Here is a 26,762-nt window from a genome sequence, read left to right as displayed (position 1 = left end):
GGCGGGATTTTTTCGCCACTGACAGTAAGGGCTTGAGGTCTTTACGCGGGCTGAGGTTCACCCCGTGGCGTTGATAAGCGTGCTTCTTGATGTGGAGCGCCTTGTTGTACGCGAAACGGACCGCACCGAACTGAGCATTGAGATAATCAGCCTGTTCGGGTGTCGGGTAAATGCGGACTTTGGTGGCTCTTAACATCATCAGCGCTCATCGGGATAGTTTATGTATTTTAACCGCTTTTTTGGGCCGTGTCCCCCCCCCCCCCGGGCTGCCAGTGAACGTGATGGTTAATAACCTGAAAGCCCTGCGGGCTTTTCGCCTTATATCACCGCCCGCATTGGGCGAGGGTTTACGGCGGATTTTGCTAAAAGGTCAAGAAGTAAAAGGCTCTAATCTTCATAGTTTAATTTGCTGAGTTGTTCTCCCCTCGCTCAGTGGCAAGGCTTCTATAATTGCTATGCGCTGTACCCTATCAGTCATATTAGCATTATGACCCCAGCCATAATAAACATACCCGCAATATTGAATATACCCGTGCGTAATGAGCCTCTGCACAAACTAAAAAACCCTACGCACTTTCTGTGCGTAGGGTCACTATTTGGCGGAAGGATAGAGATTCGAACTCTAGGATGGTTTCCCATCGGCGGTTTTCAAGACCGCTGCCTTCGACCGCTCGGCCATCCTTCCATGACGCGGGATTATGCTCCTAACATGATAATATGTCTAGTCTCTATCTTAAAAATTCTGTGATTTTTTTACTGTTCGCTCAATCCTCAATCTATAATATCCTTTCCAGCTCCGATCCTGCTAAAATTAGCCTAAATAGATAGAATCATGAGATTCACCAATTTAACAAGCTCGAGCAATTATTAAGGCTTCTACTCAACGAATGTATAACAAACAGTTTTCTATTAATTCATCAACCATAAACCGTTACTACGGTCTGTTCATTATTCTGCTTTTTATTTCCCTGTTTTTATACAGCTATAACTACTTCAATGCCTGGCTAATGGGGAAAAAGTATGCGCTAAATAGTGTTGCAACCAAAATAGTATTACAGATAGAAGATTATCGTTATCACGCTAACTCTATCTTTAAACAAGCCAATAGCTCATCTTTTAAACCGCAAGAACTCGTCACACCAATGAAGCTACGGCCTGATGTTTACTGGCTTGAGAATCGTTATCAAACCATCGACACGATTATTTTTGGTCATCACAGCGCTGCAAGTGTCGAGTTGGCACAACGCCTCTCCAATTATATGGAAATTTTGTGGGGCACTCGCAATGAATACAACTCCATGTACTATCTGAATGGTAAAGATAATAGTCTGTTTCTGATAACAACTCACTCTATTCTTAAACCGGAATTGAGATTTAAAGAAAGTTATCTAACACTGACTGCCGAATCAAAACGTTCAGAAATGCTAATGCAATCCACCGCGTTAGACGAACGGGAAAATATTTCATCCATCCGTAAGTTAAATGGCGAAAATATCTATTTTTATACTTACCGAGCAACATTCAATTCACCGGGTCAATTGGCAACAGTTATCGCTTTCGATTTACCTATTTGCCATCTTCTTCCTATTGATATGGCAGCGGCAAATTTCAGTTTATTATCGGATGACGAACAACCCCCTCATGAAATCAATAAAGTTAATATCTCACAAAATGGTTTCTGGCTCGAATTTTCTCAATCACTCAAAGGTACACAATACAAACTGCTGTATCGGATATCACTCAAGGATTTGCTCATCGATTTGTTATACAGAAACATCTGGTTGTTACTGGCTGATTCAGTATTTATTATCCTCTCTCTAGGTGGGCTTATCTACATTCGTAGAAAATATATCGCGCCAAACGCTCTTATGAACCACGAATTACAAGTCAAGGACGCGTTAAGTCACGATATTATCTCTAATATCCCGATTGGCCTATTGATTTATGATTTCTCAGTAAATCAAATAATTATGTGCAATAACATAGCCGATCATCTGTTGCCGAATGTCGATTTAAATAAAATTAAAATGATGGCAAAGCAACATCATGGTGTCATCCAAACGTCAATTGACGATTCAGTCTATGAAATTAAAATGTCCAGCATTCGCCTGTTGCCAGAAACTTATCTGTTTTTACTGCAAGATAAAGATCAGGAAGCATTAATTAGCAGGCGTCTACAACTTGCTCATCTGGAACACGATAAGAGTGTACAAGCTCGGCGTTTTATGCTGACCAACATTCGTTCTGAATTAAAACAACCAATAAAGGAATTAGATCATATCGCTTACCAACTGAAACAAATTCTCACAGAAGAAAATAGTGTTCGTATCGTTGATAATTTATTATCTAAATCCGAACATATATCCGACTGGATCGAGAATATTTCATTACTCAATGAATTAGAATCAGGTGAATGGCAAGAAAAAAATGAATCGTTTTCATTATCAATCATTTTAGAAGATATTATTAAGAAAGTATTTTCTAAGATGAATAATAAAGGATTGAATTATTATTATCATTGTAATATTAATCCTGAATCACTATTTATTGGCGATAGCACCGCCATCAGTAAGATTGTCCTGATGTTAGTCAATTATGCAATCACGCTCACATCTTATGGCAAAATATCTCTCATCGTTAATTATTCTCAGGAATACAAAGAACAAATTCAAATTGAAATTATAGATACAGGGGCTGGACTTAATTCAACAGATTTAACAAATTTGAATTATCCATTTTTAAGTAACGCGACAGGTGATAAATATCAATCCAATTCAGGACTGACCTTTTATCTATGTAACCAATTATGTAGAAAATTAAATGGGCATTTTACTATAAACAGCAAACCCAACCTGGGTACGCACTATGCTATCAATCTGCCTTTAATCATCGGCCAAGACCAATGCCCGCCGCTACTGGAAGACATTACTGCCTTGCTGGATATCAGCAATACGGAGATCCGTAAGATTGTGCAAAATCATCTGCATCATTATGGCGCAGTTTACTTCGATAAAAAGCAAGAAAATATGAATCGAGAGTACGATATCATGTTGACCGATAAACCCTACGATTCGGCAAAATCGACTATATTACTGGTCGATAATCTGGCCGGTTTTGAGCAGATAAAACCTGACTATATTAGGTGTAACTACAATCTGGGTGAATCGGTTATCAATGCCATTTCGTTATTAATTGAGAGAAGTTTCAGTTTTAACGAGTTTAATGCAAATTCGGAAATGCCAGCATTTAACGATGAAAGCAGTGATTACGATTTTGGCAATGTCATAAATAGTTATCAAAAACAGCTCATTGATAGCGATTACCGACAATTATTTGTCGAGACAGTACCGATAGATATTAATAAGCTGTATACTGACATAGAACAATATGATCTGATATCGCTTTCGCAAACAGCACATCGCCTGAAAGGCGTCTTTGCTATGTTAGACCTAGAACTCCTCAAACTTTCTTGCGAAACACTGGAACAACACATAACAGACAGTAACGAAATAGAGATTAAGAATAGCATTAGCCGTATTGAATCCTTAACCAATAGGCTATTGCAGCAGGGTAACTAATAGATGAATAACCTTAACGTCATTATTGCTGATGATCATCCAATTGTCCTGTTTGGCATCCGCAAATCACTTGAGCGGCTTGAATGGATCAATGTCGTCGCTGAGTCGGAAGACTCGACCACATTGATCAACAATCTGTCCTGTATTAAAGCAAACGTATTGATCACTGATCTGTCTATGCCTGGCGACATATACGGCGATGGAATCAATTTGATTAAATACATCAAACGCCATTATCCCAGACTATCAATCATTGTTTTAACCATGAACAATAATCCAGCAATCTTAAGTGCTGTACTCGAACTTGATATTGAAGGCATTGTCTTAAAACAAGGAGCACCAACAGATTTACCTGATGTATTGACGGCCCTGAAAGAAGGGGAAAGATTTATGCCAGAAAGCGTTTCTGAACTGTTGAAAAAAGTGACGAAAGCCCCCTATGGAGATAAACCGTTATCACAAAAAGAGAGTGAAGTTATACGTCTATTCGCCCAAGGCTTTTTGGTAACAGACATTGCCAAAAAACTGAAACGCAGTGTCAAGACTATCAGCAGTCAGAAAAAATCAGCTATGGTAAAACTGGGGGTAAATAACGACATTGCATTACTCAATTACCTTGCTTCTGTCACTATCGATACAAACGATAATGTTCAGTAGATACCGTTCATTATTTTAATTTTAATATGAAAGTCGTCCGATGCCCGGCAACTACTTGTTTATGCCGGGCATTGCCTTAATTCACCGTTTTAACTCATCGTTTTAAGAATCATCGGTTCAAATCATCTCCGTCAGTACCTGTCTAAGAGTCACCAGGGAAACAGGTTTAGACAAACAATCATTCATTCCTGCATCAATACAGCGCTGTTTTTCTTCTGCCAGCGCATTTGCCGTAATACCAATAATCGGCAGCTTACACCCTTCATTCCGTAAGTACATTGTTAACGCATAACCATCCATATTGGGCATATTGACATCCGTCAGAATGATATCAATCCCCCCTTTTTTCAAATATTCCAACGCATCTAATCCATCATTTGCCATCACTGTTTGAAAACCAATGGATTTCAATTGATCGGCCAATAAACGGCGGTTGATGGGATGATCATCCACCACCAGAACCATAATAGTATTAAACCGGGTATTTATCTGAAAAACAGGTGGTGCGGTATTTAATACCACATTATGATTCGATGAAATCAGTCGCTCAATCATTACCGGTAAATCATGTAGATGGTAAGTGTTGTGTAGCCAATAGTTTTCTCTGATTTGTTCCGGTGAGCCAATATAGTCGGTCGATAACTCAATATAACCATATACCGGGGAAGTCACAGCATCAGGGAAATCGCTGATAATAATTTCACTACCATCAGTGCTTTGCCCGCTATACAAAATAGTGTGTAAGCCATGATGAACCAGAAAACGCTGTAAAAATTCCTCCAGATAAAGATTACGTATAGCCAAGATGATTTTTCGCTGATACTCATTGATTAGCTGAGTGTTTGGCCTATATTTCGCACCATATAAAGGTAAACGAATAGAAAACATACTCCCTATCTGTGGTTGTGAAATGACTTCGATATCACCATCCATCAGATTGATAAGTTTTTCACAAATCGCCAGACCAAGCCCCGTTCCTTGAGATGAACTTTCCGTATTGGGCATGATCTGGAAAAATGGATCAAACAACTGAACCAGCGCTTTATCAGAAATACCGACGCCAGTATCTTTTATTCTGACGTATAAATAATCTCTATCAACCGTCACATGGATAACCACACATCCGGTATCAGTGAATTTAATCGCATTATTTAACAAATTAGATATAACTTGTTGTAATCGAACCGGATCATTGCAGATATAATCCGGTACATCCGGTTCAATATAGCAATACAAGGTCAATGGTTTTTTCACCACTAACGGCAGGTAGTTAGAAATAACATGAGAGATAACTTCCTGACAGGAAAATTCTCTAGACTCAATTTTAAGCTGTTTAGATTCAATTTTTGAGAAGTCGAGAATATCACTGATAATTTTTAGCAACAACGCTGAAGAATTATTCATCGTTGATAACAAACGAATAGATTCAATAGGCAACGAATGCGCCTGTAATAATTCCAGGTTGCCAATAATACCGTAAAGCGGCGTTCTCAACTCGTGACTGACGGTAGCTAAAAACATAGATTTAGAATAGTTAGCCTGTTCCGATGCCAGCGCCATCTCCTGTAATGATTTTTCCATCCGTACACGGACGCTAATATCAACCAAAACACAAATCGCCACCTCTTCATTCCTATAGCGGGAATGAACAAAACTGATTTGTAGATGATGATTATTACTGGTTACGACATCAACATAACTGCTGGTTCTGTCACAAATAATATGAATAATACGTTCCCGATCTTCATGCGTTAACATTCTTAAATAATTATGAGCTAACTCATTACTTAGAATATTACTCCCATCACTGACCCGCAATATACTGATCCCAACCGGCGCTGAAGCGACAATTTTATGATTAAATTGTTCATGCTCCTCTAGCCGAATTGCATTCTCCTCAGCCGGAGCAAACATTTTCCGTTCAAACAGATACACCAGAACAATGATAACAAAGGCAGATAACACATTAAGCACAATACTGCTAATAATCTGTAGCTTAAAACCTTCAAAAATAGTTTTCAGCGGCAGCGCGTAAATGATACTGAATGAAGATGGCATTAACCGGCGCTTTAACAGTAAATCGGTGAAATTATCATCATAGCCAAAATAAGGCGCTTCCAACTGATAATCGGCATAATGAAGTTTATAGTCATCATTTGCTGGATAGTGCAACACAGGTTGATTACTGCGATTCAATAACGTTATTGAAATTGGGCGGTCTTGTCTTTGAATAAAAGAGTCCAATCTGATGAATTGTTCAATGCCTATCATTGCAACCATCTGACCATTGACATATACCGGCGCCAATACGTAGAGATGACCGCTATCAGATCTTGCACCAGGAATAACCCAATAAACATTTCGTTCTTTACCTTGATCTTTCAAGCTGATAAGTCTGCGTGAGTTTTCATAAACTATTTTTTTCAGCGTATCAGGTTCAGTCGAGGTATTACGGATAGAAAAATTCACCATACACATACTTTGCGTACCCACCAGAAAAACCTGATTCAACCCCTGAGGCGCCGCAAGATTATCTTTCCAATAGAAGATGAGGTTATTTAACGAATTTAAATAACTATGAGTGTTGTTGCGAAAAGTACGACAGTCAGCGCTTTGGTTTAAAGGATGATAAGAAAACGCCGGGCTATTATGGGGAAAATCAAAAATAGCATTTTTCCCATTAGAATTCAGTAAATGCTTCTCTGTCATATATTGGATATCCCGCAGAACACTTGCTGTATGACGCACATAAGAGAGCGTGGAATCATAATTAGCATTGTATTCTTGCCGAATATCCGACTTGACTTCATTAAAGATATTAACCAAGTAAAAAGCTGTTAATAAAGCGCCTAACGCCCACAGCATTAGGCCAAGCACCCGGAAAAGATAACGGGATATTTTTAGCGATGTACGAAAAGAAGAAAGATATCTCAAAAGGTTACCTAATAAAAACCGGCATCATTCAACGTCATTCATGACAAGATATACCAGAGTTTAAAGATTACAAAGACCCATCGATCGCATATTTCAATATTAATAAAAATCCCTTTTAAAAAACAGGCACCGAAGTACCTGTTTCTTAATTAAGTAAAAATATCTTCACTTAAACCGGATCAACTGACTCGCTGCTATTAGCATCGGGTAAATCGGTGTTATCGCTTTTCGATTCTTCCCCTTCTGCCGCCAGCCCGTCCTCATCATCTTCCGGCTCAGCAACCCGCTGTAAACCGACAACTTTCTCATCTTCCGCAGTACGAATAAGTGTTACACCTTGAGTATTGCGGCCAACAACGCTGACTTCCGATACCCTTGTACGCACTAACGTGCCGGCATCAGTAATCATCATTATCTGATCGGTCGGTTCAACCTGAATTGCACCAATCACATTACCATTACGTTCGCTGACTTTAATCGAGATAACCCCCTGCGTTGCACGGGATTTAATTGGATACTCGTTTTCAGCAGTACGTTTACCATAACCGTTTTCAGTGACAGTCAGAATTTCTCCTTCTCCACGCGGGATAATCAGAGAAACCACTTTATCTTCACCATTCAGTTTGATACCACGTACACCGGTCGCTGTACGCCCCATTGAACGAACCGCTTCCTCTTCAAAACGAACAACCTTCCCTTCCGCGGAGAACAACATAACTTCGTTACTACCGTCAGTCAGGTCAACGCCGATCAGCTCATCACCTTCATTGAGATTAACGGCGAGAATACCGGCACTGCGCGGACGGCTGAAATCTTGCAACGCGGTTTTCTTCACGGTCCCACTGGCAGTAGCCATGAAGACATACAACCCTTCTTCATATTCACGCACCGGCAGAATCGCCGTAATTCTCTCATTTTGCTCTAACGGCAACAGGTTGACAATCGGACGACCACGCGCACCACGGCTAGCCTCCGGTAATTGATAAACTTTCATCCAGTACAGGCGGCCACGGCTGGAGAAGCAGAGGATCGTATCGTGAGTATTGGCAACCAACAACTTGTCAATAAAATCTTCTTCTTTAATACGCGCTGCGGATTTACCTTTACCACCACGGCGCTGCGCTTCATAGTCAGATAACGGCTGATATTTGACATACCCTTGATGTGACAGCGTGACAACAACATCTTCCTGATTAATCAAATCTTCAATATTAATATCAGCCGTATTTTCCGTGATTTCAGTACGGCGGGCATCGCTATATTGCGCTTTAATTGCCAACAACTCTTCACGGATCACTTCCATCAAGCGCTCAGGATTTTCCAGAATGAATAGCAATTCGCCGATTAATGTCAGCAATTCACGATATTCATCCAGCAGTTTTTCATGCTCCAAGCCGGTCAGTTTCTGTAAACGCAGATCCAGAATGGCTTGAGCTTGTTGTTCGGTCAGATAATATTTACCGTCATGTACACCATATTGTGGTTCCAGCCATTCAGGACGGGCGGCATCATCACCGGCACGTTCCAGCATGGCGGCAACACTGCCTAATTCCCACGGCTTAGCAACCAATGCGGCTTTTGCCTCGGCGGGTGTCGGAGCAAGACGGATAAGTTCGATAATCGGATCGATATTCGCCAATGCGACAGCTAATGCCTCAAGAATATGGGCGCGTTCACGGGCTTTGCGTAATTCAAAGATGGTACGACGAGTGACCACTTCACGGCGGTGGCATACGAAAGCCGAAATAATATCTTTTAGATTCAGCAGCTTCGGCTGCCCCTGATGCAGGGCCACCATGTTGATGCCAAAAGAGACTTGAAGCTGAGTCAGGGAATAGAGGTTATTCAGAACCACTTCCCCCACCGCATCCCGCTTCACTTCAATCACGATCCGCATGCCGTCTTTATCGGATTCGTCACGCAGCGCACTGATCCCTTCAATGCGTTTTTCTTTCACCAATTCGGCAATTTTTTCAATTAGGCGGGCTTTGTTGACTTGATAAGGAATTTCGTGCACTAAAATCGTTTCACGGCCATTCTTCTCATCAACTTCAATTTCCGCACGGGCACGGATATAAATTTTACCGCGGCCAGTCCGATAAGCCTCCTGAATACCGCGACGACCATTAATAATCGCGGCAGTAGGGAAATCCGGGCCAGGAATATACTGCATCAGCCCTTCAATGCTGATGTTTTCATCTTCAATATAAGCCAGACAACCATCAATAACTTCGGATAAGTTATGAGGAGGAATGTTAGTCGCCATACCCACTGCGATACCAGAAGAGCCATTGATCAGCAGGTTTGGTACTCTGGTCGGCATCACTTCCGGGATCTGCTCTGTACCATCATAGTTTGGCACAAAATCGACAGTCTCTTTCTCCAGATCCGCTAGCAACTCATGGGCAACTTTCGCCATACGTACTTCGGTGTAACGCATAGCGGCGGCTGAGTCTCCATCGACTGAACCAAAGTTACCCTGACCATCAACCAACATATAGCGCAGGGAAAACGGCTGAGCCATACGAACAATCGTGTCGTAGACTGCGCTATCCCCATGTGGATGGTATTTACCGATGACGTCCCCGACAACACGGGCAGACTTCTTGTAGGGTTTATTCCAATCATTTCCCAGTACACTCATGGCATAAAGCACGCGGCGGTGTACCGGCTTTAGTCCGTCTCGAACATCTGGTAGTGCACGCCCGACAATTACAGACATCGCATAATCCAGATATGAGCTTTTCAGCTCTTCTTCGATATTGACCGGGGTGATTTCTCTGGCAATGTCGCTCATGGAGCCCACTATCCCTCATACATTCCGAATTCAAAGGTTTAGAACTATACCACAAACCAACAGTTTTATAAAAATCAGATACGGGTATTTAAAAATTAAGCCGTGTATACTATCTCAGAACTGAGTAAACCCTGCTCAGAACAGAGTGAATCCGCCTGTTTTAAGAAAGTTTAAGGAGCGACAACCGCTGATGAACATCAAAACCCCGTCCACCCCAAACAATGTTGATCAACAGGAAATAGAGAAATTTGAAGCAATTGCTTCTCGCTGGTGGGATTTGGATGGTGAATTTCAGCCGCTGCACCGAATTAACCCGCTACGCTTGAATTATATTTTGCAGCGTTCTGACGGTATTTTCGGTAAAAAAGTCTTAGATGTGGGCTGTGGCGGCGGTATTTTGTCAGAAAGTATGGCCCGTGAAGGGGCAGAAGTGACCGGGCTGGATATGGGTACGGAACCACTTGAAGTTGCCAGACTGCACGCCCTTGAAACAGGTATCCCCGTGACTTATGTACAGGAAACTGTGGAAAGCCACGCCGAAAAATATCCACAAGCTTATGATATCGTCACCTGTATGGAAATGCTGGAACATGTCCCAGATCCACAATCGGTCGTCCGTGCTTGCGCTCAGTTAGTGAAACCCGGCGGGCACGCCTTTTTTTCTACCGTTAACCGCAACAAAAAAGCCTGGCTTATAGGGATAATCGGCGCGGAATATATTCTGAAAATGGTGCCAAAAGGAACTCATGACGTGAAGAAATTTATCCGGCCATCAGAGTTGATAGGCTGGATTGACAGCACACCTCTACAAGAACAGCATATTATCGGCCTGCATTACAACCTGCTGACGGATAAATTTAGCCTTGGTCACAATGTAGACGTCAATTATATGTTACACACCCGGTATGTCTGACATATTCATCTGGCAGATTAATAAATCGGCAAATGAATCATATTTTCAGGAATTTTTTTACTCATTTTTGCCGGTGTTTCTGTCAGAGCAACCGCTAGTAATGATGCAGGCTTCCGGCTTTTTAATAAATTTAGTCCTCAAGTTATCCACAAGAATCCGTATTTTTGTGCACTTGATAAAAGCCGCTTTTAACATTATCTTGTTGTCATTATTTAGTGTACCCCCTACATATTGTGTTCCTTAACATTCCATTACCACTACTCTCTCGTGGGTTTCTTCGCCACTGAGAGGGTTATGTTTTGGTCTGAGCAAAGACACAAAGCAGGTGGGAACGAATCTGAAAGTAAATGTAAGGTATGCCTGTCCATGAACCATAGTCTGCTAGTAACAAAGCGTGATGGCCACAAAGAACGAATTGACCTTGAGAAAATCCACCGGGTTGTTAACTGGGCAGCCGATGGGCTGAAAAATGTCTCGGTATCACAAGTAGAACTGCGGTCCCAAATCCAATTTTACGATGGTATCAAAACCTCAGATATTCATGAGACGATGATCAAAGCTGCCGCTGATCTTATCTCCGGCGATGCGCCTGACTATCAGTATCTGGCCGCCCGCTTGGCAATTTTCAATCTGCGTAAAAAAGCTTATGGTCAATTCGAGCCGCCAGCACTCTATGATCATGTATCCCGTATGGTGGAAATGGGCAAATATGGCAAGCATTTGCTTGCAGACTACTCGAAAGAAGAATTCGAGCAAATGGACGCGTTTATTGACCATTGGCGTGATATGAACTTCTCCTATGCGGCGGTCAAACAGCTTGAAGGTAAATACCTGGTTCAGAATCGCGTTACCGGTGAAATTTATGAAAGCGCCCAATTCCTCTATATTCTGGTGGCGGCTTGCCTGTTCTCCGGTTATCCGAAAGAGACGCGTCTGGACTATATTCGCCGTTTTTACGACGCGGCTTCGACATTTAAAATTTCTCTGCCAACTCCGATCATGGCAGGTGTACGCACCCCTACCCGTCAATTCAGCTCCTGCGTGCTGATTGAATGTGACGATAGCTTGGATTCCATTAATGCGACCTCTAGCGCCATTGTGAAATATGTTTCTCAACGCGCCGGTATTGGTATCAACGCAGGCCGTATTCGCGCCTTGGGAAGCCCAATCCGTAATGGTGAAGCCTTTCATACTGGCTGTATTCCTTTTTATAAGCATTTCCAGACCGCGGTAAAATCCTGCTCTCAAGGGGGTGTTCGTGGCGGCGCCGCCACACTGTTCTATCCATTGTGGCATCTGGAAGTTGAAAGCCTGCTGGTATTGAAAAACAACCGTGGCGTTGAAGGGAACCGTGTTCGTCACATGGACTATGGCGTACAACTTAACAAACTGATGTACGAACGACTGATCAAAGGTGAAGAGATCACCCTGTTCAGCCCATCCGACGTTCCGGGGCTATATGATGCATTCTTTGCCGATCAGGATGAATTTGAACGCTTGTACACCAAATATGAGCAAGACAGCAATATCCGTCAGCAACGTCTGAAAGCGGTTGAGCTCTTCTCCCTGATGATGCAGGAACGTGCTTCTACCGGCCGTATCTATATTCAGAACGTAGATCACTGCAACACTCACAGCCCATTTGATCCTTTGGTCGCCCCAGTGCGCCAATCAAATCTGTGTCTGGAAATTGCACTGCCAACCAAACCATTGAATGATATCAATGATAAAAATGGTGAAATCGCGTTGTGTACCTTATCTGCATTCAACCTGGGAGCCATTGAAAATCTTGATGAGCTGGAAGAACTGGCTATTCTGGCGGTTCGTGCCCTTGATGCCCTGCTCGATTATCAGGACTACCCTATCCTTGCCGCCAAACAAGGGGCAATGGGTCGCCGTACATTAGGCATTGGTGTTATCAACTATGCTTACTATCTGGCGAAACACGGTGTACGTTATTCCGATGGCAGCGCGAACAATCTGACTCACAAAACATTTGAAGCGATCCAGTATTACCTGCTGAAAGCTTCTAATGAACTGGCGAAAGAGCAAGGCGCTTGCCCGTGGTTTAAAGAGACCACCTATTCTAAAGGTATCCTACCTATCGATACCTATAAAAAAGCGCTGGATGCATTGACCAATGAACCGCTGCACTATGACTGGGAAACATTGCGCAACGAGATCAAACAACATGGTCTGCGCAACTCGACATTATCTTCTTTGATGCCGTCAGAGACCTCTTCACAGATCTCTAACGCCACCAACGGCATTGAGCCGCCTCGTGGCTACATCAGCATTAAAGCATCAAAAGATGGCATTTTACGCCAGGTTGTCCCGGAATATGAGCGTCTGAAAGGGGCTTATGAACTCTTATGGCAAATGCCCGGCAATGATGGCTACTTGCAGTTGGTTGGTATCATGCAGAAATTTATCGATCAGTCGATCTCTGCCAATACCAACTATGATCCGACACATTTCCCAAGTGGAAAAGTGCCGATGAATCAGCTGCTGAAAGATTTGCTGCTCGCTTACAAATATGGTGTGAAAACGCTGTATTACCACAATACCCGTGATGGTGCGGAAGACGTTCAGGATGACCTGGAAGAAGTCGTGGAATCTGCTGATTCCGATTGTGAAGGCGGCGCGTGTAAGATTTAATTTGAGGAAGTTATGGCCTATACCACTTTTTCACAAGTAAAAAACGACCAGTTACAAGAACCGATGTTTTTTGGTCAGCCGGTAAACGTAGCCCGTTATGACCAGCAAAAGTATCCAATTTTCGAGAAATTGATCGAAAAACAGCTCTCTTTCTTCTGGCGCCCGGAAGAAGTTGACGTGTCTCGCGACCGCATTGACTACAATGCGCTGCCTGACCATGAAAAGCATATTTTTATTAGTAACTTAAAATACCAAACGCTGCTGGACTCTATTCAGGGCCGCAGCCCGAACGTGGCTTTTCTGCCCTTGATCTCCATCCCTGAGCTGGAAACTTGGGTTGAAACTTGGTCTTTTTCTGAAACGATTCATTCACGTTCTTACACTCACATCATTCGGAATATCGTTAATGATCCGGCGGTTGTATTTGATGATATTGTCACCAACGAAGAGATTCTGAAACGGGCGAAAGATATTTCCGCTTATTACGATGATCTGATTGAGATGACTAATCACTACCAGCTATTTGGTGAAGGAACGCATCAGATTGCCGGTAAAACCATCACTGTCAGCTTGCGTGAACTGAAAAAGCAACTGTACCTGTGCCTGATGAGCGTTAACGCGCTGGAAGCGATCCGCTTTTACGTCAGTTTTGCCTGTTCATTTGCCTTTGCTGAACGCGAATTGATGGAAGGTAACGCGAAAATCATCAAATTGATCGCCCGTGACGAAGCACTACATCTGACCGGCACACAACATATGCTGAATCTGTTGCGCTCTGGTCAGGACGATCCAGAAATGGCAGAAATCGCCAAAGAGTGTGAACAACAGTGCTATGACCTGTTTGTTCAGGCGGCGGAACAAGAAAAAGAGTGGGCGGATTACCTGTTCAGCGAAGGTTCCATGATTGGTTTGAACAAAGATATTCTGTGTCAATATGTTGAGTACATTACTAACATTCGTATGCAGGCTGTCGGGCTGAAACTACCATTTGAAACGCGCTCTAACCCGATTCCGTGGATTAACGCTTGGCTGGTGTCTGACAACGTTCAAGTAGCGCCGCAGGAAGTTGAAGTTAGCTCATATCTGGTTGGTCAGATTGATGCTGAGGTTAACCCTGACGACTTGAGTGATTTTGAACTCTGATGACAAGCTACAAAGTAACCCTGCATGGTATGCAGGGTTATCATATCTACAGCTCTCCCGAACTGCATAACAGTCTACTAGAAGCGCTGGAGCAAGGCAGAATACAAGCTGAATACCAGTGCCGCGAGGGTTATTGCGGCTCTTGCCGTGTCAGATTGATAAAAGGCAAAGTCGGCTATCGACGCAAACCGCTGGCTTTTATTAATGAAGGCGAGATTTTACCCTGCTGCTGTCATCCACTCAGTGATATTGAGATTGAGCTTTAGAACCTATCCCAATAGGCGTAATTATTTCAGGCCGTTCCTAGGTGGTAAAACGTAATAACCGATTCTTTCAGTTATTACGTCTTTCTTTTAGAAGAAAGACCATATTATTGCTTTTCTCCTCTTTAATATATTCATTAGAATTTACCGCTGAAATCAATATTTACTCTCCATAATCCTATAGATTACACTGAATTAATAGATAATAATAAATTCGAGAACAATCATTAACTCGCTTGATTCAAGAGTAAAAAACATGCTATATAAATATATATTTTATTGAAATAATAGTATAAATTATATTTGTAATATAACCTCTATCAATGTTTAATTAACAAACAATTAAACACAATAATATCAAGGAAACGACGATGAAAAAAACAATAAAATGGGGCATTATTGGTTGCGGTGATGTTACTGAAGTAAAAAGTGGCCCTGCCTTTTATAAATTAGATAATTCTGAATTAGTTGCAGTAATGCGGCGCAACGCTAATTTAGCAGAAGACTTTGCCAAGAGACATCATGTTCCTAAATGGTATTCTGACGCTGATTCACTGATTAATGACAAAGACATTGATGCAGTATATATTGCAACACCGCCCTCTACACATAAAGAATATACCATTTTAGCAGCTAAAGCTGGTAAAGCAATATATGTAGAAAAACCTATGGCATTAACATTCGAAGAATGTAATGAGATGATCGCGACTTGTAAATCCCAAAATGTTCCCTTATTTGTAGCTTATTACAGAAGAGCATTGCCAAGATTTTTAAAGATCAAAGAATTAATTGAGTCTGGCGCGATAGGGACACCAAGGATAGTAAACTGTATACTTTATAGAGAGATAGAGCAATGTTACCAAGATCCTCATCATTTACCTTGGGTTGTTAAGCCCGAAATTTCCGGTGGTGGGTTATTTGTTGATTTAGCATGTCATACTCTTGATATATTAGACTTTCTTTTAGGAAGAATTATTTCTGTTAAAGGGCATGCAAACTCTCAGGGAAATATTTATTCTGCGGAAGATTGCGTATCAATGTCATTTATGTTTGAAAATAATATTCAAGGTGTGGGTATATGGAATTTTGCATCGAATTCCAGACATGATAATGTTGAAATAATTGGCAATAAAGGAAAAATATCTTTTTCCACCTTTGGAAATTCAGCCATTTCACATTATGACCAGAACAATAAATTACACCAATTTAATATTGACAATCCAGTACATATAGAAATGCCATTGATTAACACTATCATCAATGAATTACAAGGAAAAGGACTTTGCCCATCAACAGGAGAATCAGGCTCACGAACCAGTTGGGTAATCGACCAAGTATTAAAAGATTATAGAATGAAGAATTATTTACAATATAAAAATGAATAAATCGGTTTTTAGGGGAAATAACAATTAGATATATATGTTCTTATTGAAAACATCGGAAGTTAATAAATGATCTTAAATCCTCTATTAACTTCTTTTTAATCAATTTTAACATTTCCCCATTTGGCTATAATTTCATTTCCAATATTATACGTAGGTTGAATAATTCACAGATGGTATTCAGGATGAAAATTAATAATAAATGAATCTGCTATTATTACCTAAATCTCTATCAGGAAAATGTCTGATAAATAATGCACTTTTAGTCTCTGGTCTCACTTCATACAAAAGTGAAAGTAACTCAGGATTATCACCAGTAAACAACGACTTTCTTGATTGAAGCAACTGTTGACGATACTCTTTTTCTATTAACGAATCCATCAATTTCATTTTATTCTTCCCGGAGTTGTTGTAATTAGGTTACCATGCTTATCAGTTAAGATAGTTATAATATTAGTAGATTTGTAATTACTAAACTTGTCAATTCCTATCATCTTTTTCTGTAATCACTACGCGTTCATAACGAATACCATCATTACTTTGAATAGTTCGTGTGATAGGAGATTGAACAACCTTCTTATCAGATAAGATCCTTTTCAATTCATTACGCCAATACCCACCGTGATTGCCGGTCAGGTATTGTTCTTTAAATCCCCGAACAGAATATTGCCCACCTAGTGAGAGACGCTCTTTGGCATATAAGGTTGTACGGTGTGGTTTGACCGTAACTAGCAGACAATGACCATTTACAACTAATGTCCTAAGACAAACAGATATGCTTTCCATTGATAATTATTATTTCACCATACGTTAATTGTTAAGATAATGAATAACGTCTTATTTTAATTGGCAATCCAGATGAAAATAAAAAATTATCTTATTTAAGTGTGAGTAAAATGTGGTTTTTTTAAAAATTCAATAGAATAATTAACTTTTTATATTTAACGAAATACATAATTTAGGATCATGCAAAAACGCAATTGTAATCATTTATTTACACTAAGTGTAACCTTAATTTGACATAAATAAATTATTCCTTTAGCCTGCCTTTCCATAACGATTTCAATCAGTTCATAAACTAGGGGAAAGCGTGAAGAATCGTACTCTTGGCAGTATTTTTATCGTAGCGGGCACGACAATTGGCGCAGGAATGCTGGCGATGCCGCTGGCAGCGGCCGGTGTCGGTTTTGGAACAACCTTTGTGATGTTAGTCGCTCTTTGGGTTTTGATGAGCTATACCGCTTTATTGCTGGTGGAAGTTTATCAATACAGCCCGGCTGATACGGGCCTGGGAACGCTGGCAAAACGTTATCTTGGTCGAGGAGGCCAATGGCTCACCGGTTTCAGTATGCTCTTCCTTATGTATGCCCTGACAACCGCTTATATCAGTGGCGCCGGTGAATTGCTGTCAGGCAGTCTCTCTTCATGGCTGGATAAACCGATTCCTGTCTCATTTGGCGTACTGATTTTCACCCTTGTCGCAGGTTGTGTTGTCACTATCGGTACTCAATCTGTCGATATGATTAACCGCCTGCTATTTACTGCAAAAATCATTTTCCTGGTTATTATGCTGACTGTCATGATGCCCCACATCAAAAGCACTAATCTGATGTCAATGCCTTTGGAACAGGGTTTGGTATTATCGGCTATTCCCGTGGTATTCACCTCTTTTGGTTTTCACGGCAGTGTGCCAAGTATCGTGAATTATATGGGAGGCGATACCCAAAAGTTACGCAAAATATTTGTTATCGGCAGTGCTATCCCACTGACTGCCTATATCTTATGGCAATTAGCTACACTGGGCGCCATTTCTTCCCACACTTTTGTCGGGATCTTAGCGGAGCAATCAGGATTGAATGGGCTGTTAAAAGCGGTGAGAGAAGTTGTCGCGACGCCTCGTGTAGAGCTTGCGGTCCGTCTGTTTGCTGATTTGGCGCTGGCAACCTCATTTCTTGGGGTCTCCTTAGGTTTGTTTGATTACATGGCAGATCTGTTCAAACGCCGTAATAATGCGACAGGCCGCCTGCAAACCGGCATCATCACTTTTGTTCCACCGTTGCTTTGCTCCTTATACTATCCAAACTTTGTTATGGCGTTAACTTTCGCCGCAGTAGCACTCTCTATTCTCGCCTTATTACTACCTTCCATGCTGGCATGGCGCAGCCGTCAAATTGAGCAAAGAGCCTATCGAGTAAAAGGCGGAAAACCCGCTTTGATTCTGATATTTCTTTGCGGAATTACGGTGATCACCATCCAGATAGGTATTGTCAGTGGTTTATTGCCAAAAGTGGGTTAATTGGCAGTCGAAACTGTCCGCATCAGAAATGGTGCGGACGGCATGGAAAAAGTAAATTAAAAATTCAAACCGGCACCGATATAGAATCCATCCGCCAATTTGTTATCCCTATTTCCTTCTTTCCCTCTCATGTTCATAACCCGATAACCTGCATCCACTGTCAACGGTTTAAATACGGTAAAACGTAAGCCACCAGCAGCCTCAGCATAAGAATTAATACCCGAAGTTAATCTGGATGGCGCTCCGTAAACTTCACCGTACAGAGCTAAAGAGGGCATAACAGTCCAACTCAAACCCACACCTGCCGCTAATGCCTCACCATTTTTTCCATCTTTAGGGGATAAATAGAGAACCTTACCGCCAATGCTAGCCGTCAATGGACCAACAGGCAGACTAAATGCGGTTCCCAAACTTCCCAACTGACCGTTATGATCACTGCGTGCCCAGTTGCCATTAAAAGATAAGCCAGCACTGTTATCACCAATTGCCGCAGAAGTATTGGTGAAATGGCGACCAGCCTGAACATTCACGGAAATTGCATTCGCAGACTCAGCAATGAATAACAAACCGGTCGCTACCGCAGCAAGATAAATCTTCATTACATTTCCTCTTTATTTACTTAATGTTACACATCTTACGTAAATACAACTAAACCGATAGACAACAAAAAGAAATGAATCATCTATACTTACTAAATATGTGTGAATTCTTCATTTCATGTACTTAATAATTAACTATATAAATAATTTCATATTAAATAGTAAACAAGAAAATAATAAATAAATTATAAAAAACACAATATTTGCATTTCGCCATTGACCAGAACATTTTTCTTAAATCAGCGATTCCGCTGTTTTTTTTCATGTAAAACAGGAGAAGTGTGATGAAAAAGAGAGGACTTACAACGAATGCTGGCGCCCCTGTCGTTGACAACAATAATGTCATGACTGCGGGTCAACGTGGTCCTATGTTGTTACAAGATGTTTGGTTCTTAGAAAAGCTTGCCCATTTTGATCGTGAAGTGATCCCAGAACGCCGTATGCATGCTAAAGGTTCTGGAGCTCATGGAATTTTTGTGGTTACTCACGATATTACTAAGTACACCCGAGCTAAGATTTTTTCTGAAATAGGCAAAAAAACCGAGATGTTTGCCCGTTTCTCAACCGTCGCCGGTGAGCGCGGCGCAGCAGATGCCGAACGTGACATTCGTGGTTTTGCGCTTAAGTTCTATACTGAAGAAGGTAACTGGGATTTAGTCGGCAACAACACCCCGATATTCTATCTTCGTGATCCACTGAAGTTCCCAGATCTTAACCATGTTGTTAAACGCGATCCCCACACTAATTTACGCAATCCTGCCTATAAATGGGATTTTCTCTCTCATCAACCTGAAACACTGCACCAATTAACCATTGATTTCAGTGATCGTGGCGTACCTAAATCTTTCCGTCATATGCACGGTTTTGGTAGCCATGCTTTCAGCTTTATCAACGCAGATAATGAACGTTTCTGGGTGAAATTCCATTTCCGCTGTCAGCAAGGCATTAAAAACCTGATGGACGAAGAAGCAGAAGCGCTGGTAGGTAAAGATCGTGAAAGTTCTCAGCGTGATTTGTTTGCAGCAATTGAGCAAGGAGATTATCCACGCTGGAAATTAAAAGTCCAAATTATGCCAGAGAAAGAAGCTAATCTGTTACCGTACAACCCATTTGATTTGACCAAAGTATGGCCTCACGGCGACTACCCGATGATTGATGTCGGTTATTTCGAGCTAAACCGTAATCCTGATAACTATTTCTCAGACGTTGAACAGGCAGCTTTCAACCCCGCTAATGTCGTGCCGGGTATCAGTTTCTCTCCTGATAAGATGTTACAAGGCCGTCTGTTCTCTTATGGTGATGCTCAACGTTACCGTCTTGGCGTTAACCACCATCAAATTCCGGTCAATACACCTCGCTGTCCGTTCCATAATTACCACCGTGATGGGGCAATGCGTGTCGATGGCAACAGCGGAAATACGGTGACTTATGAACCAAACAATGCAGGATTGTTCCAGGAACAACCTGAATTCAAACATCCATCATTAGCTTTAGAAGGAGATGCTGACAACTGGAACCATCGTCAAGATGAAGATTATTTCAGCCAGCCTCGTAAACTGTTTATGTTAATAAATAGTAAAGAGCACCAACGTATGTTTGACCGTATTGCCCGTGAACTGTCACAAGCACATGAAGATACTCAACACCGTCAGGTTGAGCTATTTAGAAAAGTTCACCCAGAATATGGCGCCGGTGTTGAAAACGCGCTGAAAAAACTCAAAGGATAATATCTAGCAACCCTGTTTTTTTAACCATCTCTGCCCATTATTACACGATAAATAATGGGCAGTACGAAAACAAATCAAAATAACTCAATATAAACTTGGTAAATCCAACACCCATTTTTTAATTTGCTGACGGGAAATTTTAACGCCGTTATTTTTAAACTGTTGAGGTAACAGATAGTAAGCTATCGGGCGCTGAAAAGAAGCCAGTTTACCAATCAACCATTCAGGCAATGTATCAATGACCTCAGATGAACTACTGTCTATTACCGCGACAGGGCGATAACCAAATTCAGGGTCGGGTACGGGAACAATAAAGTTTTGCGCGACCTGTGGGTAGGTGTTAATCACCCGTTCAATATCTTCCGGCTGAATCCCTTCTCCACCGCTGAAAAATTGATTATCCATCCGACCAAGTATCCGCAATTCACCATTTTGTATCACTCCCCGATCTCGGGTATGGAACCAACCATCACGATCAGCCAACGGTTGTAATTTTCCATCCAGCCAATATCCGTTAGCGAGGCTGCCAGAACGAATCTGAATTTCTTCATTTATCAGCCGAATTTCTTTGCCCGGTAAGGGATTGCCGACACCGGGAAGATAGTCTGCCCGTTTAATGCATACGGTTGAAGCCAGTTCGGTCAAACCATAACTACACCAACAACGAATACCTTGCTGCTCCGCCTTTTGAGTCAATTCAATGGGGATCATTGATCCACCCAAAAGTACTTCTTTCAAATTCAGTGACTGATTTTGTGAAGACTCCAGTAACCGCCAAAGCTGAGTTGGAACCAATGATGCGTGAGTACAATCTGCCAAAGTATGATCTAACAGACTGGTATTTCTTAGTACTAAAGAGGCCCCTTTTATTAGCCAGCGCCAAATGATCCCCTGACCAGATACATGAAACAACGGCAATGAGAGAAGCCAGCTATCTTGCTGCTGAAAATTGATTACTGAAAGTACATCTTGCGCACTGGCAAGATGAGCATGAATCGAGTGAACAGCCGCTTTAGGCAACCCGGAAGAGCCAGAGGTCAGTATCATACTGGCCGGACGCATAGCATCCCATGCCACTGAATTATCCTCAGAATTCAGTAGTTCACTTTTCCAATCGAGGGAGATGGCATCCATCACAGGCAAACTGTCATCACAAAAATCAGCCACGAAATCGATATTCAAATGCGGCAGTAATTGAGCCAAGAGTATTTCAGGCAATTGAGGATTCAGTGGCAATACCCGCGCACCACACTGTAACGCCGCAAGATAACAAAATAGCATCTCTTCGCTGTTTTTCCCCCGCAGCATGACGTTACTGCCTTCAACCACTCCTTGCCGACGAAAATTGGCCGCTATCTTATCCAGAGAAATAACTAATTGATGCCAGGTTAGGGAACGATCACACAACTTAACAGCCATATTTTCAGGGCTAAACGATGCCCAGTAGCGCCACGGCCACTGGGTAAATGGATTTAACTGCGCCATGCGATTTCTAACTCGTCCAATCCTGTTACTGGCATCGTGCTACCCGGCCAACAGCGTACTAACTGAGACTGAATCAATTCCAGCGTATCCAGTCCAGGAATAGTCGCTGGCGTCAGCCAATGAGCAATACGGGCAAGCTGAGTTAAACCGAAGCTGGTTTCAATACTGGAGCTGATCACCGCTTCCAATCCCGCATTGTGCGCGGCTGAAATCAACTGACAGCAACGGGCAAGGCTGCCAATCAGAGTGGGTTTAATCACAATAGCTGTCACCCCTGCTTGTGCCGCTACGTTAAAACCTTCATCACGAACGCTTTCATCCCATGCAATAGCGATCCCAGTATCACGGGCAAAAGAGAGTGATTGTTCCGGGGTTTGACAAGGTTCTTCCAAAAAGGCAATTCGGTGGCGGTAATCAGGATTGACATACTTAGCGAAACTGTCCGCTTTAGCACGGCTCCAACTACGGTTAGCATCCAGCCGCAAAAACAAATCCGGTACCGCTTCCAGCAAAACGTTAACGACCATGCCATCACGTACAGCTTCATACAGCCCGATTTTCACCTTGGCGACTTTTTGACCATCCATGTTACTGAGGCGAACAATCAGTTCATCAGGATCGCCATTACACAGCGGCGCTTTCCGGTAGTCAGCACCTTCCGGTAATTTACCCTGCAATTCAGCTAATGCGCAGCTAATTCCAAATGCGACAGAAGGTAATTCAACTTCATCAAGTTCAGCGCCAAGGCACCACCGTTTAAGCCATGCCACCGCAGCTTCACCCGCCTGTTCAACTGTTTCTTTGCTGAATTCCGGTAGTGGTGCAATTTCACCCCATCCCTGTTGATCATGTTCCTGTAAGTGAACCAAAAAACCATCACGAGTTTTAAGCCACTGATATCGCAGGATAACACCAGCCTCCATTGGCAATCTGAACCGATATAAAGTTGCAGTACGCATTATGGGTTACGTTTAAATTTACTGAAATCAGGATGTCGTTTCTCAACGAATGCATTACGCCCCTCCTGACCCTCTTCTGTCATATAGAAAAGCATGGTGGCGTTACCTGCCAGCTCCTGCAATCCAGACTGACCATCACAATCCGCATTTAGAGCCGCTTTTAAGCAACGCAGGGCCATTGGGCTATTTTTTAGCATTTCACGACACCAGCGAACGGTCTCTTTTTCCAGATCCGCATAAGGCACAACTGTGTTAACCAGCCCCATCTCCAACGCTTGTTTAGCATCATATTGACGACACAAGAACCAAATTTCGCGGGCCTTTTTCTGACCAACAATCCGTGCCATGTAAGATGCTCCCCAACCGCCATCAAAAGAACCCACTTTAGGCCCGGTCTGACCGAAAATAGCGTTATCAGCCGCAATGGTCAGATCACACACCAAATGCAGTACATGACCACCACCAATCGCATATCCAGCAACCATAGCAACAACGGGTTTTGGACAAGTGCGAATCTGGCGCTGGAAATCCAAGACATTCAGGTGATGCATGCCGTTGTCATCTTTATAACCACCATGATCGCCACGGACTTTTTGATCTCCACCAGCACAAAAAGCTTTTTCACCCCTACCCGTCAGGATAATCACACCGATATTGTCATCATAACGGGCATCATCCAACGCCAACATCATCTCTTTAACCGTCAATGGCCGGAATGCGTTACGTACTTGAGGGCGATTAATGGTGATTTTAGCCATACCATCGGTAGATTTGTGATAAAAAATATCTTCAAACCCTTCGGAACAGTCCTGCCATAGAATTGGGGCATAAAGTTCTTCTTCGCTCGGGTAAATCATATTCGTATTCCTTATACATTAAAGAGTGATAAAAAATGGTTTACTACCGCAGCAAACGCCACCGCGTTCGCTCGGTGAGCATTATGCCCAACATGTGGAACAGTTTGCAGCGGCAAGGCGCAACGTTTTGCCAATCGCTGGAATTTCTTATCATTTTCGCCGCACAGATAAGCAAAAGGTAATCTCACTTGTCGCAGTACAGGTACTAACCAAGGTTGATGTCCAAGTGAGGTATTTTCCAGCATATTAGCCACACCATCGCCATTATTATGACGGCGTACTTTGATCAATCGCTGACGCTGTTCAGGTAATAGATCAGCAAAAACCGGCTGCTGATACCAATCAGATAAAACCTGTTCAATCGGCTGAGAACGAAAACGTCCGGCCCAATTTCTATCGTGTTCGAGACGATTACTCCGCTCCTGTTGGGAAAACAATCCAGGATTTCCTCCTTCGATCTGTAACCCGCATAATCCCCGCATATCACCATAACAGGCATGATACATAGCAATACGGCCTCCTAATGAGTAGCCCATCAGCCAATATTTGCTAATTTGCTGTTCTGCTAATGTTTCAGATAAAAGACAACTCATATCCATAAGATCTTTTACCTGCACGTCAGTAGAATCACCGTGACCGGGCAGATCGATGACCAATGAGGGATGCTGAGCGCACAGATTCACTAACGGCAACCATTCATCACTACAGCCCAATAATCCATGCAACCACACCAGCCAAGGGCGATCATTGTGACTATTGAACTTGCGACAAGCCAGACTCACAACATCGCCACCTGTTTTAACAGTTGTTGCAAACATTCAGCCCCTTCTCTCTCCGGCACTTTCAGCTCAATCAGCGTGGTTTCATTTTGTTGCCATGCCTGTTCAATACTTTGTTGCAACTCCATCCAACTTTGTGGGCTGGCATATTTCAAGCCGAACATCGCCGCAGCATGATCAAAATTAACCTGCTGAGGCATACAGTAAAAACGTTGCCTTGCTTCTTCCCGGGTTGGTAGTAAAGAGAAAATCTGCCCGCCGTTATTATTTACCACGATTAACACAATGGGTGAGGAAGGATGACGCAACAGCGCCAAACTATTGAGATCATAAAGCGCCGATAAATCACCGATAATAGCCAAAGTGGGCTTTGCTGTTGCCCGTTGCACACCCGCCGCAGTGGAAATTAATCCATCAATGCCGCTAGCGCCCCGGTTACTGTAAACCGGATACCCAGCCGGTAATTGCCCCAACGCATCTATCAGGCGAATAATCAGGCTGTTACCGACAAACAACTGCCCGCGTTCAGGCAATAATTCACGCAACTTATAGGCCACGGTTGCTTCACCGAATTTCCCTGCCAATTCAGTTCTGACGCAGTTGACGGCTTTTTCTGACCAGACAATAAGCTCTTCTGCCCAAGATGTATGCGATTGTGCCCACGGTACACGCGACTGCGCGGGATGAGCCAGTAACCAGTCAGCAATATGACAGGTTAATTTCTTGCCACGATGATTGGCAGGATCAAGTCGGCCAGGTATTGGATCAATAATCCAAAACTCCTGCGGCTGGCATTTCACCTGCCACTGTAACAAGCGTTTCCCTATCAAGCTGGAACCAAACTGCACGACCAGTTGCGCTTGCGCTAAAATCTCCTGCACATGAGGATTATCCAGCCATAAATCGGCACAAGGCAATGGCTGCCCAGTTTGTGAAAGCACATTGCCAATCAGCGGCCAACCCAATGCCTTTGCCCATTTAGCAACATTAACTCCCTCTTCGGCACTCATTCGACCAGCCAATACAACGCCTTTTTTCTGTTGCCAACAGTGCCAATCCGGTACTTCCGCCATAACATTAGCGACTGGCTGGCCCAACCAAGGTTCGTTACTCTTCCACCACTCGCCTAACTGCTGCTGCCACTCTTCATAAGCCGGCTCTTCATTACCATATAATGGCTCGGCAAATGGGCAATTAATATGCAAAGCCCCATGTCGCAAATTCGCCATACCATGATCTATGACAGAAACCAGCCAACTTGCCGGTATATCTACAGTCGGCCTTGGCAAAGAGATTGTTTGGCATGGATGAGAAGCAAAAATACCATTCTGACGTATAGCCTGATTTGCACCACAATCCATCAATTCTGGTGGCCGATCAGCCGTAAGGAAAACCACGCGTTCACCCGTTAAACTGGCTTCAATTAATGAAGGATAGAGATTTGCCACCGCGGTTCCAGAAGTCACGATAACGGCAACCGGCTCTCTGCTTGCTTTGGATAACCCCAGTGCCAGATGCCCTAATCCACGTTCGTCAAAATGAGTATGACAAATCAGTTTGCTATTTGCCGCGGCAGCTATTGTCAAAGGCGTGGAACGTGAACCGGGCGCAATGCAAACATGACGTAATCCATGACGAGTGAGTGCTTCCAATAAAAGTTCCGCCCAGCGGCGGTTAAATGCGCTGTTTGACATAGTTTACTCAGAGAATTTCTATAAAAGCTGACTATTAGCCT

Annotated in this window: 19 protein-coding genes, 1 tRNA gene and 1 pseudogene; 9 read left to right on the top strand and 12 right to left on the bottom strand. The window is 42.7% G+C overall.

Annotation, left to right across the window (positions count from 1 at the left end):
• Positions 1-196 (bottom strand): helix-turn-helix domain-containing protein (locus C6H66_RS08920; RefSeq protein ID WP_181150167.1); only part of this gene is annotated, 196 nt, incomplete at its 3' end.
• A 401-nt stretch (positions 197-597) separates the two neighbouring features.
• A tRNA-Ser gene (locus C6H66_RS08910) sits at positions 598-685 on the bottom strand.
• A 202-nt stretch (positions 686-887) separates the two neighbouring features.
• On the opposite strand from C6H66_RS08910, the gene rcsD reads away from it, so the two are divergent.
• On the top strand, positions 888-3,578 hold the full coding sequence (gene rcsD, locus C6H66_RS08905; RefSeq protein ID WP_105395386.1) for a phosphotransferase RcsD: 2,691 nt from the start codon (positions 888-890) through the stop codon (positions 3,576-3,578).
• A 3-nt stretch (positions 3,579-3,581) separates the two neighbouring features.
• Complete coding sequence (gene rcsB, locus C6H66_RS08900; protein WP_036814974.1) at positions 3,582-4,235, top strand: response regulator transcription factor RcsB; 654 nt, start codon at positions 3,582-3,584, stop codon at positions 4,233-4,235.
• Between the two features lie 117 nt (positions 4,236-4,352).
• Here the strand turns inward: rcsB and rcsC are convergent, their stop codons facing one another.
• Together rcsC and gyrA are read right to left on the bottom strand one after the other, a co-directional pair.
• Entirely contained in the window at positions 4,353-7,169 is a 2,817-nt protein-coding gene (gene rcsC, locus C6H66_RS08895) for a two-component system sensor histidine kinase RcsC (RefSeq protein ID WP_105395385.1), read from the bottom strand.
• 169 nt (positions 7,170-7,338) lie between these two features.
• Positions 7,339-9,966, bottom strand: a complete 2,628-nt coding sequence (gene gyrA, locus C6H66_RS08890) for a DNA topoisomerase (ATP-hydrolyzing) subunit A (RefSeq protein ID WP_046396007.1) — start codon at positions 9,964-9,966, stop codon at positions 7,339-7,341.
• A 190-nt stretch (positions 9,967-10,156) separates the two neighbouring features.
• On the opposite strand from gyrA, the gene ubiG reads away from it, so the two are divergent.
• From ubiG to C6H66_RS08865, 5 genes are all read left to right on the top strand, one after another.
• The gene (gene ubiG, locus C6H66_RS08885; RefSeq protein WP_046396006.1) at positions 10,157-10,879 is read left to right on the top strand and encodes a bifunctional 2-polyprenyl-6-hydroxyphenol methylase/3-demethylubiquinol 3-O-methyltransferase UbiG; all 723 of its coding nucleotides are present in this window, start codon (positions 10,157-10,159) and stop codon (positions 10,877-10,879) included.
• A 366-nt stretch (positions 10,880-11,245) separates the two neighbouring features.
• Positions 11,246-13,537: a class 1a ribonucleoside-diphosphate reductase subunit alpha gene (gene nrdA / locus C6H66_RS08880; RefSeq protein WP_065389827.1), complete on the top strand. Its 2,292-nt coding sequence runs from the start codon at positions 11,246-11,248 to the stop codon at positions 13,535-13,537.
• 12 nt (positions 13,538-13,549) lie between these two features.
• Complete coding sequence (gene nrdB / locus C6H66_RS08875) at positions 13,550-14,680, top strand: class Ia ribonucleoside-diphosphate reductase subunit beta (protein ID WP_036781046.1); 1,131 nt, start codon at positions 13,550-13,552, stop codon at positions 14,678-14,680.
• Positions 14,680-14,946 (top strand): class I ribonucleotide reductase maintenance protein YfaE, encoded by a 267-nt coding sequence (gene yfaE, locus C6H66_RS08870; protein WP_046396004.1) that lies wholly within the window; start codon positions 14,680-14,682, stop codon positions 14,944-14,946. The genes nrdB and yfaE overlap by 1 nt, the downstream gene beginning before the upstream one ends.
• Positions 14,947-15,314: 368 nt before the next feature.
• Complete coding sequence (locus C6H66_RS08865) at positions 15,315-16,328, top strand: Gfo/Idh/MocA family protein (RefSeq protein WP_105395384.1); 1,014 nt, start codon at positions 15,315-15,317, stop codon at positions 16,326-16,328.
• 189 nt (positions 16,329-16,517) lie between these two features.
• On the opposite strand, the gene C6H66_RS25610 is transcribed toward C6H66_RS08865, so the two are convergent.
• Together C6H66_RS25610 and C6H66_RS26715 are read right to left on the bottom strand one after the other, a co-directional pair.
• Positions 16,518-16,715 carry a hypothetical protein gene (locus C6H66_RS25610; protein WP_146111036.1) on the bottom strand — a complete coding sequence of 66 codons (198 nt, stop codon included), beginning with the start codon at positions 16,713-16,715 and terminating at the stop codon, positions 16,518-16,520.
• Between the two features lie 207 nt (positions 16,716-16,922).
• Positions 16,923-17,064, bottom strand: a pseudogene (locus C6H66_RS26715) (ShlB/FhaC/HecB family hemolysin secretion/activation protein); the annotation flags it as partial.
• Positions 17,065-17,475: 411 nt separating this feature from the next.
• Between C6H66_RS26715 and tyrP the strand changes: the two are divergent.
• Positions 17,476-18,621 carry a tyrosine transporter TyrP gene (gene tyrP / locus C6H66_RS08860; RefSeq protein ID WP_248000637.1) on the top strand — a complete coding sequence of 382 codons (1,146 nt, stop codon included), beginning with the start codon at positions 17,476-17,478 and terminating at the stop codon, positions 18,619-18,621.
• 56 nt (positions 18,622-18,677) lie between these two features.
• Here tyrP and C6H66_RS08855 read toward each other — a convergent pair whose 3' ends face one another.
• Positions 18,678-19,220, bottom strand: coding sequence for a YfaZ family outer membrane protein (locus C6H66_RS08855; RefSeq protein WP_105395382.1), 543 nt, complete (start codon positions 19,218-19,220; stop codon positions 18,678-18,680).
• Between the two features lie 284 nt (positions 19,221-19,504).
• On the opposite strand from C6H66_RS08855, the gene C6H66_RS08850 reads away from it, so the two are divergent.
• Entirely contained in the window at positions 19,505-20,947 is a 1,443-nt protein-coding gene (locus C6H66_RS08850; protein WP_105395381.1) for a catalase, read from the top strand.
• Between the two features lie 84 nt (positions 20,948-21,031).
• Here the strand turns inward: C6H66_RS08850 and menE are convergent, their stop codons facing one another.
• The 5 genes from menE to menD are packed head-to-tail and all read right to left on the bottom strand — an operon-like array spanning position 21,032 to position 26,721.
• Positions 21,032-22,432, bottom strand: coding sequence for an o-succinylbenzoate--CoA ligase (gene menE, locus C6H66_RS08845; protein WP_105395380.1), 1,401 nt, complete (start codon positions 22,430-22,432; stop codon positions 21,032-21,034).
• Entirely contained in the window at positions 22,420-23,391 is a 972-nt protein-coding gene (menC, locus tag C6H66_RS08840) for an o-succinylbenzoate synthase (RefSeq protein WP_105395379.1), read from the bottom strand. Before menC ends, menE begins: the two co-directional genes overlap by 13 nt.
• Positions 23,391-24,248 carry a 1,4-dihydroxy-2-naphthoyl-CoA synthase gene (gene menB / locus C6H66_RS08835; protein WP_105395378.1) on the bottom strand — a complete coding sequence of 286 codons (858 nt, stop codon included), beginning with the start codon at positions 24,246-24,248 and terminating at the stop codon, positions 23,391-23,393. The genes menC and menB overlap by 1 nt, the downstream gene beginning before the upstream one ends.
• 11 nt (positions 24,249-24,259) lie before the next feature.
• A complete protein-coding gene (gene menH / locus C6H66_RS08830; RefSeq protein ID WP_105395377.1) occupies positions 24,260-25,066 on the bottom strand; it encodes a 2-succinyl-6-hydroxy-2,4-cyclohexadiene-1-carboxylate synthase in 807 nt (268 codons plus the stop codon).
• Complete coding sequence (gene menD / locus C6H66_RS08825; protein WP_105395376.1) at positions 25,027-26,721, bottom strand: 2-succinyl-5-enolpyruvyl-6-hydroxy-3-cyclohexene-1-carboxylic-acid synthase; 1,695 nt, start codon at positions 26,719-26,721, stop codon at positions 25,027-25,029. Before menD ends, menH begins: the two co-directional genes overlap by 40 nt.
• Positions 26,722-26,762: the final 41 nt, after the last annotated feature.

It is taken from the genome of Photorhabdus hindustanensis (genome assembly GCF_002968995.1).
In the GTDB taxonomy this organism is placed as follows: domain Bacteria; phylum Pseudomonadota; class Gammaproteobacteria; order Enterobacterales; family Enterobacteriaceae; genus Photorhabdus; species Photorhabdus akhurstii.
The sequence above is the reverse complement of the archived record's forward strand: the minus strand, read 5'-3'. Positions and strand labels throughout refer to the sequence as shown.